Below are 14,503 nucleotides of genomic sequence, written 5' to 3'. Positions count from 1 at the left end.
TCGTGTGTGCGCGGCGTCAGGCCTGATGCCTGTCACGCACCGGCGATCTGCAGTTCGGCCTCGACGGCGTTCTCGAGCCGTTCGCGGATCTCGGGGACGCCGATCTTCGCGATGATCTCGCCGAAGAAGCCGCGGACCACGAGCCGTCGGGCCTGGTCCTCGGGGATACCCCGGGCCTGCAGGTAGAACAGCTGCTCGTCGTCGAAACGTCCGGTGGCACTGGCGTGTCCCGCACCGACGATCTCGCCGGTCTCGATCTCGAGGTTGGGGACCGAGTCGGCACGGGCGCCGTCGGTGAGCAACAGGTTGCGGTTGACCTCGAAGGTCTCGGTGCCCTCGGCGGCGGCACGGATCAGCACGTCGCCGATCCACACCGTGCGCGCCTCACGGGCGCGATCTGTGGCATCGCCCTGCAACGCACCCTTGTAGACCACGTGTGACGTGCAATGGGGCTGCGAGTGGTCGACCAGTAGACGTTGCTCCAGGTGCTGCCCGGCGTCGGCGAAGTACAGACCCCACAGTTCGGCGTTGCCGCCGGGACCGTCGTAGTGCACCAGCGGTGACAGACGCACCAGATCGCCGCCGAGGCTGATGGCGAAGTGCCGGATGGTCGCGTCGCGGCCCAGCCGGATGTGGTGGGCGGCCACATGCACGGTGTCGTCGGCCCAGTCGTGGAGGTTGACCACGGTCAGGTGCGCACCGTCTGCGACCACGAACTCGATGTTCTCGGCGTAGGTACCGCTGCCGTTCTGGTCGATGACGACCACGGCGCGGGCGAAACGCTCGACACGCACCTGGAGGTGGCCGAAGGCGACCTCGTCGACACCCGGTCCGGTGATGGTCACCGTGATCGGGTCGTCGAGTTCGGTGTCCTTGCCCACGGTGACGACGGTCGCGGTGTCGAACGACGTGTACGCCTGGGCGGCGACGCGGTCGAACGGCACCCCGCCCTGACCGAGCCGCTCGTCGGCGCGGTCGACGGTGTCGACGGTCACGCCGTCGGCGACGCCGTCGACGGTGATCGTGGCCGTGCCGGTCGCGACCGCGGCACCGGTGTGCAGACCGCGCAGGCGACGGAACGGGGTGAACCGCCACGCCTCGTCACGCGAACCGGGCACCTCGAAGGCGTCGACGTCGAACGACGTGAACAGCTCGCCCTTGTTGGTCACCGGGTGTGCGGCGCCCGTCGGGTTCTCGCCGCGGACGGCGGCGACGACACCGCCGGGGGTCTGTGCCTGACTCAACCGACAGATCCTTCCATCTGGAGCTCGATGAGCCGGTTGAGCTCGAGCGCGTACTCCATGGGGAGTTCCTTCGCGATCGGCTCGACGAACCCGCGCACCACCATGGCCATGGCCTCGTCCTCGGTCATGCCGCGGCTCATCAGGTAGAACAGCTGGTCGTCGCTGACCTTCGACACGGTCGCCTCGTGGCCCATCGTCACGTCGTCCTCGCGGATGTCGACGTAGGGGTAGGTGTCGCTGCGGCTGATCGTGTCGACGAGCAGTGCGTCGCACTTCACCGTCGAACGGCTGCCGTGGGCACCCTTGTTGATCTGCACCAGACCGCGGTACGACGCGCGACCGCCGCCACGGGCGACCGACTTCGACACGATGTTGCTCGAGGTGTTCGGTGCGAGGTGCACCATCTTCGAGCCGGTGTCCTGATGCTGGCCGGGTCCGGCGAACGCCACCGAGAGCACCTCGCCCTTGGCGTGCTCACCGGTCATCCACACGGCCGGGTACTTCATGGTGACCTTGGAACCGATGTTGCCGTCGACCCACTCCATGGTGGCGCCGGCCTCGGCCTTCGCGCGCTTGGTCACCAGGTTGTAGACGTTGTTTGACCAGTTCTGGATGGTCGTGTACCGGCACCGACCACCCTTCTTCACGATGATCTCCACGACCGCGGAGTGCAGCGAGTCGGTCTTGTAGATCGGCGCGGTACAACCCTCGACGTAGTGCACGTAGGCGTCCTCGTCGACGATGATCAGCGTCCGCTCGAACTGGCCCATGTTCTCGGTGTTGATGCGGAAGTACGCCTGCAGCGGGATGTCCACGTGGACGCCCTTGGGCACGTAGATGAACGAGCCACCCGACCACACGGCGGTGTTCAGCGCGGAGAACTTGTTGTCACCCGCGGGGATCACCGAGCCGAAGTACTCGCGGAAGATCTCCGGGTGCTCCTTGAGCGCGGTGTCGGTGTCGAGGAAGATCACGCCCTGCTGCTCGAGGTCCTCGCGGATCGAGTGGTAGACGACCTCGGACTCGTACTGCGCGGCGACACCGGAGACCAGCCGCTGCTTCTCCGCCTCGGGGATGCCGAGCTTGTCGTAGGTGTTCTTGATGTCGGCGGGCAGGTCGTCCCACGTCGCGGCCTGCTTCTCGCTGGACCGCACGAAGTATTTGATGTTGTCGAAGTCGATGCCGTCGAGGTCGCTGCCCCAGTTCGGCATCGGCTTGCGCTCGAAGGTCTGCAGCGCCTTGAGGCGGGCCGCGAGCATCCACTCGGGTTCGCTCTTCTTCGCCGAGATGTCGGTGACGACCGCCGGGTTGATGCCGCGCTGCGCGCTGGCACCGGCGACATCGGAGTCCGACCAGCCGTACCCGTAGGTGCCGAGCGAGTCGATCGTCTCTTCCTGCGTCAGAGCCGGGGCGACCGGCGTGCGGGGATCGGTGACTGTCATCGAGAGTCCTCTCGGTTGATGCCGGTGGCCGACGCGAGCTGTGCGTCGGTCCGGCTCGGGGCGGTGGTCTGAGGCGGGTTGTCGGTCCGGTGGTCGGTGTTCGTCGCCAGCGGGACGTGGGTGGTGCACGCGCAGTCGCCGTTGGCGATCGTCGCCAGACGCTGCACATGCGTTCCGAGCAGTTGCGTGAAGCGGGCGGTCTCCGCCTCGCAGAGCTCGGGGAACTCGGCGGCGACATGCGCCACCGGGCAGTGGTGCTGGCAGATCTGCACACCCGCACCGACGCGACGTGTGTTCGCCGAGAAGCCAGCCTCGGTCAGCGCCGAGGCTATCCGCTCGGCGGTCTCGATCACCGCATCGGGATCGGCGGGGTCGTCACCGGCGTCGGTGGCCATCTCGACACCGGTGAGGATGGCGTCGATCCGGTCATCGGCGAAATCGCGGACCGCGTCGTCGCCGCCGAGGTCGCGGAGACGCCGCATGGCCGCTCCGGCGAGGTCGTCGTAGGAGTGATGCAGTTTCCCGCGACCGTGCGCGGTCAGCTGGAACTGTTTGGCCGGACGCCCTCGGCCGCGTGTGACGTGGCGCCCCGAGCCGGTGGTGGCCCGGACCTCGCCCGCGGCGATGAGGGCGTCGAGGTGGCGCCGCACTCCGGCCGCGCTCATGCCGAGTTCGTCGCCGATCTCCCCCGCCGTCGCCGGACCACGCTGCACCAGCAGGGTCACCACCGCGGTGCGGGTCTGGCCCTCGGAGCCGACCGACACCGGACCACCGTCGCGCACGGCGACCGACGGCGTGGAGGCAGACGTGTGCCCCTCGTCGTCGCGTGCTGGGACAGCGGTCCCGGTGGTTTTCACAACACAAGTGTCACCTAATTGCCGGCAGCACGCCAGCAAGGGTGACCTTGCCCGCCGCGGAGTCGTTTGACCGCGGACCGGCCATGGCCCCCACCTGCGTCGAACACTGCAGCATTCGAGCTTTCGGAGACCTCCGGCAAAGCCCGATAGAGTCTGCAGCTGTGCCCGATCCCACACCGCAGTCGCCGCCCGACGGCACCGCTGCGACCCGCCGCGAACGTGTCGCGGCGACCGCAGCGCAGCGATGGCGCTCGGTGACGGGCTACCTCGGGCTGCGCCGTGCCGCGAAGGCCGCGCCACCCGATCGGGACACCACCGGCGACTACGGCGTCACGATGGCCCGCCTGCACGGCGCCGAACCCGAGGTGGGTGGTCTCGACCCCGTCGAGAGTCGCACCCTCCTGCGGATCCGGTTGTTCGGTGCCGTCGGATCCATCCTGATCCTCGTCGGCTCGCTGGGCACCGGTGCCGTGCCCGTCCTGCAGAACCCGATCGCCGGCATGCGTCTGCTGTCGCTGCCGTCGCGGATGTGGACCACCGCGCTGACCCTGTCCATCGGCGGCACCATCGTCCTCGTGCTGGCCTGGCTGATGCTGGGTCGCTTCGCGGTCGGTCGGCTCTCCGTCGAGGTGATGGGCGGCACCGCTCCCCGACGCCGTATGACCCGTCGACAGGCCGATCGCACCCTGCTGGTGTGGATCGCCCCGATCGTGCTGGCGCCGCCGATGCTCAGCAAGGACATCTACTCCTACCTCGCCCAGAGTGCGATCGCCTACCGCGGGATGGACCCGTACGTGGTGAGTCCCGTCCGCGGGTTGGGGGTCGGTGACGTGCTGACGCGGTCGGTACCGAACCTCTGGCGCGACACCCCCGCGCCGTACGGACCGCTGTTCCTCTGGTTGGGCAAGGGGATCACCGGCATCGTCGGCGACAACCTGTCCGCAGCCATCCTCGGGCACCGCATCATCGCCCTGGTCGGTGTCGCGCTGATCGTGTGGGCGCTGCCCCGCCTCGCCCGACGGTGCGGGGTGTCGCCGGTCGCCGCCCTGTGGCTGGGCGCCATGAACCCGCTGCTGATCCTCCATCTGGTCGGCGGCATCCACAACGAGGCCCTGATGCTCGGCCTCATGTTGGCCGGCATCGAGCTGTGCTTCCGCGCGATCGACAGTCCGCACCGACTCCGACGCGTCGGGACGCTGATGCCGTCGGCCACCGGCTGGCTGCTCATCGCCGGTGCGGCGACCATGGCCGCCTCGTCGATGGTCAAGATCTCCTCGATGCTCGCGTTCGGTTTCGTCGGCATCGCCCTCGCCCGTCGCTGGGGCGCGACCCTGCCCGCCCTGCGGCACGCACCGCGCGCGCAGTGGTGGGAACGCTCGCGCCGGTCGTTCTGGGCACTGGCCGCCTCCGCCGGCGTCCTCGCGTCGATCCTCGTCGCCGTCGTGGTGTCGATCTGTCTGGGCACCGGACTCGGGTTCGGGTGGACGTCGACGTTGAGCACCGGCGACGTGGTGCGTTCGTGGATGTCGATGCCCACGCTGCTGTCGGTGACCGGCGGCCGGGTCGGTGTGGTGCTCGGGCTCGGCGACCACACCCAGGCGATGCTCGACGTCGCACGGCCGGTCGGTCAGCTCATCGCCGGCCTGTTCATCGTCCGATGGTTGCTGGCCGCACTCGCCGGTCGGCTCCATCCCCTCGGTGCCCTCGGCATCGCCATGGCGACCTTCGTGCTGTTCTTCCCGTTCGTGCAGGCCTGGTACCTGCTGTGGGCGATCATCCCGCTCGCGGCGTGGGCGACGGGTCGTTGGTTCCGCATCGCCGCCATCGCGGTGTCGGCCGTCATCGCGGTCGTCGTGCTGCCCACCGGCGCGGGGACGCGCGGGTTCCAGCTCGCCGAGGCGATCATCGCGTCGGTGCTGCTGACGGCGGTTCTCACGGCGTTGTTCTTCGAGAAGATGCCGTGGCAACGACGACGGCGCGACGAGCGACCGTCGCGGTCACCGGTCGGCCCATCGGCCCCGGACGACACCCCCGACGGCGAGACCCCCGACGACGGCGCCCAGGCGTCGGCACCGACAGCCGAGCGCGTCTCCTGAGCCAGACCGGGCGACCACCCTCGCGAGTCCGTTTGGCGGCTGCGGGTGGCCGACGAATAGTGTTGGCCCTGTGAAGAGTCCGTCCCGTCCCCCGGTCGCCCCGTCCTCGGGGCTCTCCGGTATCGGTTCCGGTGGCGACGCGCCGGCTCTGCAGGTCCGGGGCCTGATCAAGCGGTACGGCGACGTCACCGCGGTCAACGGGCTCGACCTCGAACTCCATCGTGGGCAGGTTCTCGCGCTCCTGGGCCCCAACGGCGCCGGCAAGACCACCACGGTCGAGATCTGCGAGGGGTTCGGCGTGGCCGACTCCGGCGAGGTGCGCGTCCTCGGACTCGACCCCGTCGTCGACAACGACCGCCTTCGTACCCGGATCGGCGTCATGTTGCAGGGCGGCGGCGCCTATCCGGGCGCCCGGGCGGGCGAGATGTTGCGGTTGTGCGCGGCGTACTCGGCCAACCCCATCGACCCGGACTGGTTGATGCGCACGCTCGGACTCGTCGACGCCCAGCGCACCCCCTACCGGCGCCTGTCGGGTGGCCAGCAACAACGGCTCGCGCTCGCCTGCGCGCTCGTGGGCCGCCCGGAACTGGTGTTCCTCGACGAGCCGACCGCCGGGCTCGACGCCGCCGCACGGATCCTGGTGTGGGAGTTGATCGATCGTCTGCGGAAGGACGGCGTCTCGGTGCTGCTCACCACGCACCTCATGGACGAGGCCGAACAGCTCGCCGACGACCTCGTGATCATCGACCGCGGCGAGGTCGTCGCGCACGGCACGCCCGCGGAGGTGACCAGCCGGGGTGCGGAGAACGAACTGCGGTTCCGGGCACCCCGCGGACTCGACTTGAGTCTGCTCGAGTCGATCCTGGCCGAGGGATACCGCGTCTCGGAGGTCAATCCCGGCACCTACCTCGTGGCGGGTGAGGTCACCCCGCAGGTGATGGTCGCCGTGACCAGCTGGTGCGCGAAGATCAATGTGCTCGCCACCGACCTGCGTGTCGAGACCCGCAGCCTCGAGGACGTCTTCCTCGACCTCACCGGACGGGAATTGCGCGGATGACCCGCACCGAGGGCGCCACAGGTCGCAACGCGACATCGGGTCGATTCGAACCAGGCCAGTTCACCCCCGACCCCCGGCCGGCGCCGATCGCACGGATGGTCGCCGCGCAGTCGCGGATCGAGCTCATCCTGTTGCTGCGCAACGGCGAACAGTTGCTGTTGACCCTGTTCATCCCGGTCACGTTGCTGATCGGGCTGTGTCTGCTGCCCATCGGCACCTTCGCCGAGAGCCGTGCCGACCGCTTCGTGCCCGCGATCATGACCGTGGCGGTGATGTCGACCGCGTTCACCGGTCAGGCCATCGCCGTCGGTTTCGATCGCCGCTACGGCGCGCTGAAACGGTTGGGTGCGACACCGCTGCCGCGATGGGGCGTCATCGTCGGCAAATCCATCGCCGTCGCGATCGTGGTCGTCCTGCAGGCCATCGTGTTGGGGATCATCGGGTTCGCCTTCGGGTGGGACGTCACCGCCCCCGGCCTGCTGCTCGGCGCCGTCGCCATCGCGATCGGCACCATGACCTTCTCCGCGCTCGGCCTGCTGCTCGGCGGCACCCTGCGCGCCGAGATCGTGCTCGCACTGGCCAACATCGTCTGGTTCGTCTTCATCGGCGTCGGCAGCCTCGTGGTCGTCGGCGACGGTGTCCCGGAGGCCGTGCGGTGGATCGCCCGTGCCATCCCCTCCGGCGCACTCAGCGAGGCCCTGCACCAGGCCACCCGGCACTCGGTCGACTACGTCGGGCTCGGTGTGCTCATCGCGTGGGGCGTGGTCGCCGGCATCGCCGCCGTCCGGTGGTTCCGCTTCACCTGACCCGACCGGTTCGTGGCCCGCTGACGCGGGGGTGGCCGAGACGACATCGCAGGATTGCCGTTCCGACCGGCCCGTTCTATACGATCGAGTCGTGCTCTATCGCGGTTTCGTCCGGCTGGTCGACCTCCTCCCCATGCCCTCTCGGCGTGCGCAGATCGGGGTCGCCATCGCGGTCCTCATCACCCAGGCGGGTATCGCCGTCACCGGCTCGGTGGTGCGTGTCACCGCTTCCGGTCTCGGCTGCCCGACCTGGCCGCAGTGCTTCCCGGGGAGCTTCACCCCGGCGCCGCACACCAACGTCGCGGGGTTTCATCAGGCCGTCGAGTTCGGCAACCGGTTGCTCACCTTCGCCGTCGTGGCCACCGCAGCACTGATCGTCATCGCGGTCACCCGCGCGCGGCGTCGGCGTGAGGTGAAGGTCTACGCCTGGCTGATGCCGCTGTCGACCGTCGCCCAGGCCGTCATCGGTGGACTCACCGTGCTCACCGGGTTGCTCTGGTGGACCGTCGCGATCCATCTGCTGGTGTCGATGGCGATGGTGTGGCTCTCGGTCCTCCTCCTCGAGAAGGTGCGCGAACCCGACGACACCGAGGCGATCTCCGTGGTTCCCCAACCACTGCGCGCGCTGACCGTGCTCAGCGCGGCCGTCCTGGGACTGCTGCTGGTCGCCGGCACGATGGTGACCGGCGCCGGTCCGCACGCCGGGGACGCGAGCATCGAGAAGCCGGTACCGCGCCTGGAGATCGCGATCACCTCACTCGTGCACTTCCATGCCGAGGTGATGGTCGCCTACCTCGCACTCATCGTGGCCCTGGGATTCGGTCTGGCCGCCGTGGGCGCACCGGCTCGGGTGCGTAACCGCCTCTACGTGGTGGTCGGGCTGATCGTGGTGCAGGCCGGCATCGGGTTCACCCAGTACGTGACCGGGATCCCCGAGGCACTCGTCGTCGCCCACGTGGCGGGAGCCGGCGCGTGCGTCGCGGCCACCGCAGCACTGTGGGTGTCGATGCGCCCACGCCTGCGGGTCGAGGAGGTCGCCGCCGCGACGAGCGGCGCCGACCGTACGGGACGTGAGCGGGTCGGGCTGGAGCGGACCGGATCAGGCGACAGTTGAGCCGCGCTCAGGTGCGTGCTACCCAGCCCGCCATCTTGGCGTGGTGTCCGTCGCGGGGGGTCGCCACCGAGCTGAGGTCGCGGTCCCATTCGGCGGCCTCGAGGCCCGCGACCCGTTCGACCAGAGCGTTCGCCGTGACGACGTCGTCGACCACCTGATCGCCCATCACGCCGTTGTCGCCCACGAGCAGCACCCGCACGCCGTCGGCGCCGATAGGCTCGACGACCGCTTTCGCGCTGCCGCCGTTGCGCCGGACGAAGCGCGTCACCGCGGCCAGCGTCCCGCGCGCGATCCGGACGTCACCGCCGGCCTGCTCGCTGGTGGTCGTGTCGTCGGTCGTCTTCTCCTCGGCCATGTCGATGAGCATATCTGTCGGCCGAACCGTCACGTCGCGGTGACGCGGCCTCGGCGACCGCGGGCCGGGTCGGCCGGGTAGAACTACAGGCATGCGAGCGATACATGTCACACGCCACGGCGGTCCCGAGGTCCTCCAGGTCGTTGATCTGGACAGTCCGGTCGCCGGTCCCGGCGAACTCCTCGTCGACGTGGCGGCGGTCGGGGTCAACTTCATCGACACCTACTTCCGGTCGGGTCTGTATCCGTCGGATCCGCCGTACGTCCCCGGCAGTGAAGGGTCGGGAACGGTCGCGGCCGTCGGCGAAGGTGTGTCCCCTGACCGTGTCGGCACCCGTGTCGCGTGGTGCGACGCACCGGGTTCCTACGCCGCGCAGGTGACCGTGCGTGCCGATCGGGCGGTGGAGGTCCCCGACGCGGTCGACGACGCCACCGCGGCGTGTGTGCTGCTGCAGGGCCTCACCGCGCACTATCTGCTCGACGGCAGCGCCCACCCGGTCGCGGGTGACACGGTGCTCGTCCACGCCGGCGCCGGTGGTGTCGGGCTCATGCTGACCCAGCTGGCCACCTCCGCGGGCATCCGGGTGATCACCACGGTCTCCACCGACGCCAAGGAGGAGCTCTCCCGCGGTGCCGGCGCCACCGATGTCCTGCGCTACGGCGACGACGTCGCCGAGCAGGTCCGTGCGCTCACCGACGGCGCAGGGGTGGCGGTGGTCTACGACGGTGTCGGGGCCGACACGTTCGAGCAGTCGCTGAGGGCGGCACGTGTTCGCGGGACGGTCGTGGTCTTCGGGGCGGCGAGCGGGCCCGTTCCGCCGTTCGACGTGCAACGGCTCAACGGGCTCGGTTCACTGCACATCACGCGGCCGACCCTGGCGCATTTCACCACTGACGCCGACGAGTTCGCCTGGCGCACCGGTGAGGTGATGGGAGCGGTGGCCGACGGGAGGCTCTCGGTGCGGGTGGGTGCGAGCTATCCGCTGCACGAGGCGGCGCAGGCGCACACCGATCTGGCCGGACGCGCGACGACCGGATCGATCGTCCTCATCCCCTGACGGGGAGGTGGGTCAGAACCAGCTCGCGACGGTGGGCAGGTGCACGACGGAGTCGACGGCCAGACCGCAGAACACGATGGCCAGGTACTCGTTCGACTGCAGGAAGACCTTGAGCGGCGTGATGGGCTCGCCGCGACGGGTCGCGACGAGGAGCTTGTGCACGGCCCGCAGGAACCACGCGCCCGCGCCGATCGCGACGACCGCGTAGATCGGGCCGGTGGCCCACACCAGGACGAGGGTCGAGGCGACCGTGGCCCAGGTGTAGTAGACCATCTGTCGCGCGACGTGGAGTTCGGTGGCGACCACCGGCAACATCGGCACGCCCGCCGCCTTGTAGTCCTCCTTGTACCGCATCGCGAGCGCCCAGGTGTGCGGCGGCGTCCAGAAGAAGATGACGGCGAAGAGCACCACCGGCTGCCAGCTGAGCGAGCCGGTGACCGCGGCCCAGCCGACGAGTGTCGGCATGCACCCGGCCGCACCGCCCCAGACGACGTTCTGCCAGGTGCGGCGCTTGAGGATCATGGTGTAGACGAAGACGTAGAACGCGATCGTCGCGGTGACGAGCAGCGCGGACAGCAGGTTCGCATACGCCCACAGCACGGCGAAGGATGCGACCCCGAGGACCAGGCCGAAGACCAGAGCGTGCATGCGCGACACCGCGTGGCGTGCCAGCGGGCGCCGCTCGGTGCGCTTCATCTTCTGATCGATGTCGTGGTCGATGACCATGTTGAGGGTGTTGGCGCTCGCCGCGCCGAGCCAGCCGCCGACGAGAGTGATCGCGATCAGACCGATGTCGATGGATCCGCGATCGGCGAGGAGCATGACCGGGACGGTGGCCACCAGCAGGAGCTCGATGACCCGCGGCTTGGTGAGGGCGATGTACGCGAAGAAGATCTGCCGCGCCCGACTCGCACCGGACGCAGGCTCGGGGACTCCGGGTGACAGTCCGGGCCGGGTGGCCGCGGATCCGTGTCCACCCACGCTGTGCCCCATCTCCACTGACGCTCCTGGTCCCGAAATAGATACCGACTCCACCAACTGCTTCGTCTACTACACGGAATGGTAGACGCCGACGCGCCCCGACCGACAATTGACGCCGCTCGGGGGTGCCGCACACGCGACACCCCGGCGACCGCCCGGGCGAGGGACCTGCGGACTACGCTTGGCCCCGAGTCGGGTGACAAGCGCTACCGCCGCTTCTCCGACTCCGTCCCGGCTCGATGCGACCGACACAGGAGAAGTTCACAAAGTGGCAGTGACAGACGAGATCCGCGCCCTGACCCAGCCGTCACATCCGGAGGGTTGGACCGATCTCGACACCAGAGCCGTCGACACCGTGCGGGTGCTCGCCGCTGATGCGGTGCAGAAGTGTGGATCCGGCCACCCCGGCACCGCCATGAGCCTCGCCCCGCTTGCGTACACGCTCTTCCAGCGCGTCATGCGCCACGATCCGAACGACACCGCGTGGCTCGGTCGTGACCGGTTCATCCTGTCGTGTGGTCACTCGAGCCTCACCCTCTACATCCAGCTCTACCTCGGTGGCTTCGGTCTCGAGCTCGCCGACCTCAAGGCGCTGCGCACCTTCAAGTCCAAGACCCCGGGGCACCCCGAGTTCCGCCACACCCGCGGTGTGGAGATCACCACCGGTCCGCTCGGCCAGGGCCTGGCGTCGGCGGTCGGGATGGCCATGGCCGCGCGCCGCGAGCGCGGTCTGTTCGATCCCGAGCCCGCGATCGGCGAGAGCATCTTCGACCACCACATCTACGTCGTCGCCTCCGACGGCGACATCGAGGAGGGCGTCACCTCCGAGGCGTCCTCGCTCGCCGGTACCCAGCAGCTGGGCAACCTCATCCTGTTCTACGACGAGAACAAGATCTCCATCGAGCACAACACAGACATCGCGCTGTCGGAGGACACCGCCAAGCGCTACGAGGCGTACGGCTGGCACGTGCAGACCGTGCAGGGCGGCGAGAACGTCACCGGCATCGAGGAGGCGGTCGCCAACGCGAAGGCCGTCACCGACAAGCCGTCGATCATCCTGCTGCGCACCATCATCGGCTACCCCGCGCCGAACAAGATGAACACCGGCGGCGTGCACGGCTCGGCGCTCGGCGACGACGAGGTCGCGGCGACGAAGGAGATCCTCGGGTTCGACCCGGCGAAGACCTTCGACGTCGCCGACGAGGTGATCGCGCACACCCGTGAGCTCGTCGAGCGTGGTCGCGACGACCACGCACGGTGGAGCACCGAGTTCGACGCCTGGGCGAAGGCCAACCCCGAGCGCAAGGCCCTGCTCGATCGCCTCACGGCCGACGAACTCCCCGACGGCTGGGCCGACGTCCTGCCGACATGGGAGGTCGGCGACAAGGGGCCGGCGACCCGCGCCGCGTCGGGCAAGGTGCTCACCGCACTCGCCCCGGTGCTGCCCGAGTTGTGGGGCGGTTCGGCCGATCTCGCCGGCTCGAACAACACCACGATGGACGGCGCGAAGTCGTTCGGGCCGACGTCGATCTCGACCGACGACTGGGACGCCGAACCCTACGGCCGCACACTGCATTTCGGGATTCGTGAGCACGCGATGGGGTCGATCCTCAACGGCATCGTGCTGCACGGCCCGACCCGGGTCTACGGCGGCACGTTCATGCAGTTCTCCGACTACATGCGCCCCGCGGTGCGGATCGCGTCCCTGATGGACATCGATCCCATCTACGTCTGGACCCACGACTCCATCGGGCTCGGCGAGGACGGTCCGACCCACCAGCCGATCGAGCACCTCGCGGCGCTGCGCGCCATCCCCAACCTGTCGGTGGTCCGCCCCGGCGACGCCAACGAGACGGCGTACGCATGGAAGTCGGTGATCGCGCGGTCGTCGAGCAGTGGCCCGGTCGGTCTCTCACTGACCCGACAGGGTGTCCCGATCCTCGAGGGCACCAGCGCCGACGGCGTCGCCAAGGGCGGTTACGTCCTCGCCGACGCGGCGAACGGGGCGCCGGAGGTGGTCATCATCGCCACCGGTTCCGAGGTCCAGTACGCCGTCGAGGGACGAAAGAAGCTCGAGGAGCAGGGAATCGCGGCGCGCGTCGTGTCGATGCCCTGTGTGGAGTGGTTCGAGAGCCAGGACCAGAACTACCGGGACCAGGTGATCCCGCCGACGGTCAAGGCCCGCGTGTCCATCGAGGCCGGCATCGCGATGCCCTGGTACAAGATCGTCGGCGACGCCGGCGAGATCATCTCGCTGGAGCACTACGGCGAGTCCGCTGACGCCGAGACCCTGTTCCGCGAGTACGGCTTCACCGCCGACGCCGTGGTCGCGGCCGCTCAGCGCTCCATCACGAACGCGAAGGGATGACCAGCATGACCCAGAACAAGAATCTCGAGAACCTGTCCGAGGCAGGGGTGTCGGTGTGGCTCGACGACCTGTCGCGTGAGCGCATCTCCTCGGGCAACCTCGCCGAACTCATCGCCACCCGCTCGGTCGTCGGTGTCACCACCAACCCGTCGATCTTCCAGGCCGCGCTGTCGGCCGGCGACAGCTACGACGAGCAGATCAACGAACTCGCCGGTCAGGGCGCCGATGTCGACGCCACCATCCGCACCGTCACCACCGACGACGTCCGCAACGCCTGCGACATCTTCGCGCCGGTGTACGAGTCGTCGAACGGTGTCGACGGCCGGGTGTCGATCGAGGTCGACCCGCGCCTGGCCCACGACTCCGATCAGACGGCCGCCCAGGCGGTCGAGCTGTGGAAGATCGTCGACCGCCCCAACCTGCTCATCAAGATCCCGGCGACCGAGGAGGGCATCCCGGCCATCGCGAAGACGCTCGCCGAGGGCATCAGCGTCAACGTCACGCTGATCTTCTCCGTGGAGCGGTACCGCGCGGTGATGGGTGCCTACCTCGACGGCATCGAGGCGGCCAAGAAGGCCGGCCACGACATCTCGACCATCCACTCGGTCGCGTCGTTCTTCGTCTCGCGTGTCGACACCGAGATCGACTCCCGGCTCGACGCCATCGGCACGCCGGAGGCGACCGAACTCAAAGGCAAGGCCGCCCTGGCCAATGCCCGCCTGGCCTACGTCGCCTACCAGCAGGTGTTCGAGGTCGAGTCGCGCTTCCAGGCGCTGCTCGCCGACGGTGCGCGCCCCCAGCGCCCGCTGTGGGCATCGACCGGGGTGAAGAACCCCGACTACTCCGACACGCTGTACGTCAGCGAGCTCGTGGCGCCGAACACGGTCAACACGATGCCGGAGAAGACGATGCAGGCCTTCGCCGACCACGGGACCGTCGACACCGAGTCCCTCGCGGGCCGTGGCCCCGAGTCGCAGGAGATCTTCGACGCCATCTCGGCGCTCGGGATCGACCTGACCGACGTGTTCCTCACCCTCGAGAACGAGGGCGTGGACAAGTTCGAGAAGGCCTGGGGTGAGTTGCTCGACGCGACCACCGAGCAGCTGCAATCCGCCAAGGGCTGACA

At 69.0% G+C, this 14,503-nt stretch carries 12 protein-coding genes; 7 read left to right on the top strand and 5 right to left on the bottom strand.

From position 1 onward, the window contains the following. Window positions 1–32: 32 nt before the first annotated feature. The 3 genes from sufD to ACLBW1_RS18970 form a co-directional block, all read right to left on the bottom strand. Complete coding sequence (gene sufD, locus ACLBW1_RS18980; RefSeq protein ID WP_447813626.1) at window positions 33–1,169, bottom strand: Fe-S cluster assembly protein SufD; 1,137 nt, start codon at window positions 1,167–1,169, stop codon at window positions 33–35. Between the two features lie 71 nt (window positions 1,170–1,240). Beyond that, window positions 1,241–2,686, bottom strand: coding sequence for a Fe-S cluster assembly protein SufB (gene sufB, locus ACLBW1_RS18975; RefSeq protein WP_434217776.1), 1,446 nt, complete (start codon window positions 2,684–2,686; stop codon window positions 1,241–1,243). Beyond that, window positions 2,683–3,582, bottom strand: a complete 900-nt coding sequence (locus tag ACLBW1_RS18970; protein ID WP_447813340.1) for a helix-turn-helix transcriptional regulator — start codon at window positions 3,580–3,582, stop codon at window positions 2,683–2,685. The genes sufB and ACLBW1_RS18970 overlap by 4 nt, the downstream gene beginning before the upstream one ends. Before the next feature lie 296 nt (window positions 3,583–3,878). Between ACLBW1_RS18970 and mptB the strand changes: the two genes are divergently transcribed. From mptB to ACLBW1_RS18950, 4 genes are all read left to right on the top strand, one after another. Next, window positions 3,879–5,639, top strand: coding sequence for a polyprenol phosphomannose-dependent alpha 1,6 mannosyltransferase MptB (gene mptB / locus ACLBW1_RS18965; protein ID WP_447813625.1), 1,761 nt, complete (start codon window positions 3,879–3,881; stop codon window positions 5,637–5,639). A gap of 121 nt (window positions 5,640–5,760) precedes the next feature. Then, window positions 5,761–6,696, top strand: coding sequence for an ABC transporter ATP-binding protein (locus ACLBW1_RS18960; RefSeq protein WP_447813624.1), 936 nt, complete (start codon window positions 5,761–5,763; stop codon window positions 6,694–6,696). Beyond that, the gene (locus ACLBW1_RS18955; protein WP_447813339.1) at window positions 6,693–7,502 is read left to right on the top strand and encodes an ABC transporter permease; all 810 of its coding nucleotides are present in this window, start codon (window positions 6,693–6,695) and stop codon (window positions 7,500–7,502) included. Before ACLBW1_RS18960 ends, ACLBW1_RS18955 begins: the two co-directional genes overlap by 4 nt. Window positions 7,503–7,635: 133 nt before the next feature. Further along, window positions 7,636–8,616: a COX15/CtaA family protein gene (locus tag ACLBW1_RS18950; RefSeq protein ID WP_447813623.1), complete on the top strand. Its 981-nt coding sequence runs from the start codon at window positions 7,636–7,638 to the stop codon at window positions 8,614–8,616. A 7-nt stretch (window positions 8,617–8,623) separates the two neighbouring features. Here the strand turns inward: ACLBW1_RS18950 and ACLBW1_RS18945 are convergent, their stop codons facing one another. Then, window positions 8,624–8,971, bottom strand: a complete 348-nt coding sequence (locus ACLBW1_RS18945) for a hypothetical protein (RefSeq protein ID WP_447813338.1) — start codon at window positions 8,969–8,971, stop codon at window positions 8,624–8,626. A gap of 91 nt (window positions 8,972–9,062) precedes the next feature. Here ACLBW1_RS18945 and ACLBW1_RS18940 point away from each other — a divergent pair, with 91 nt between their 5' ends. Continuing rightward, the gene (locus ACLBW1_RS18940) at window positions 9,063–10,028 is read left to right on the top strand and encodes a quinone oxidoreductase family protein (RefSeq protein ID WP_447813337.1); all 966 of its coding nucleotides are present in this window, start codon (window positions 9,063–9,065) and stop codon (window positions 10,026–10,028) included. A gap of 12 nt (window positions 10,029–10,040) precedes the next feature. Here the strand turns inward: ACLBW1_RS18940 and ACLBW1_RS18935 are convergent, their stop codons facing one another. After that, window positions 10,041–11,021 carry a heme o synthase gene (locus ACLBW1_RS18935; protein WP_447813336.1) on the bottom strand — a complete coding sequence of 327 codons (981 nt, stop codon included), beginning with the start codon at window positions 11,019–11,021 and terminating at the stop codon, window positions 10,041–10,043. A gap of 256 nt (window positions 11,022–11,277) precedes the next feature. Between ACLBW1_RS18935 and tkt the strand changes: the two genes are divergently transcribed. Together tkt and tal are read left to right on the top strand one after the other, a co-directional pair. Further along, complete coding sequence (gene tkt, locus ACLBW1_RS18930; protein WP_447813335.1) at window positions 11,278–13,377, top strand: transketolase; 2,100 nt, start codon at window positions 11,278–11,280, stop codon at window positions 13,375–13,377. A 5-nt stretch (window positions 13,378–13,382) separates the two neighbouring features. Continuing rightward, window positions 13,383–14,501, top strand: coding sequence for a transaldolase (tal, locus tag ACLBW1_RS18925; RefSeq protein WP_447813334.1), 1,119 nt, complete (start codon window positions 13,383–13,385; stop codon window positions 14,499–14,501). Window positions 14,502–14,503: the final 2 nt, after the last annotated feature.

It is taken from the genome of Williamsia sp. M5A3_1d (assembly GCF_053345315.1).
This window is presented reverse-complemented; position numbering and strand designations above follow the sequence as displayed.

What these genes read in the sequence shown, in the direction of transcription:
- ACLBW1_RS18950 (WP_447813623.1), top strand. Translation starts at nt 7,636, where the DNA reads ATGCCCTCTCGGCGTGCGCAGATCGGGGTCGCCATCGCGGTCCTCATC.
- sufB (WP_434217776.1), bottom strand. Translation starts at nt 2,686, where the DNA reads ATGACAGTCACCGATCCCCGCACGCCGGTCGCCCCGGCTCTGACGCAG.
- tal (WP_447813334.1), top strand. Translation starts at nt 13,383, where the DNA reads ATGACCCAGAACAAGAATCTCGAGAACCTGTCCGAGGCAGGGGTGTCG.
- ACLBW1_RS18955 (WP_447813339.1), top strand. Translation starts at nt 6,693, where the DNA reads ATGACCCGCACCGAGGGCGCCACAGGTCGCAACGCGACATCGGGTCGA.
- mptB (WP_447813625.1), top strand. Translation starts at nt 3,879, where the DNA reads ATGGCCCGCCTGCACGGCGCCGAACCCGAGGTGGGTGGTCTCGACCCC.
- ACLBW1_RS18945 (WP_447813338.1), bottom strand. Translation starts at nt 8,971, where the DNA reads ATGGCCGAGGAGAAGACGACCGACGACACGACCACCAGCGAGCAGGCC.
- ACLBW1_RS18940 (WP_447813337.1), top strand. Translation starts at nt 9,063, where the DNA reads ATGCGAGCGATACATGTCACACGCCACGGCGGTCCCGAGGTCCTCCAG.
- ACLBW1_RS18935 (WP_447813336.1), bottom strand. Translation starts at nt 11,021, where the DNA reads ATGGGGCACAGCGTGGGTGGACACGGATCCGCGGCCACCCGGCCCGGA.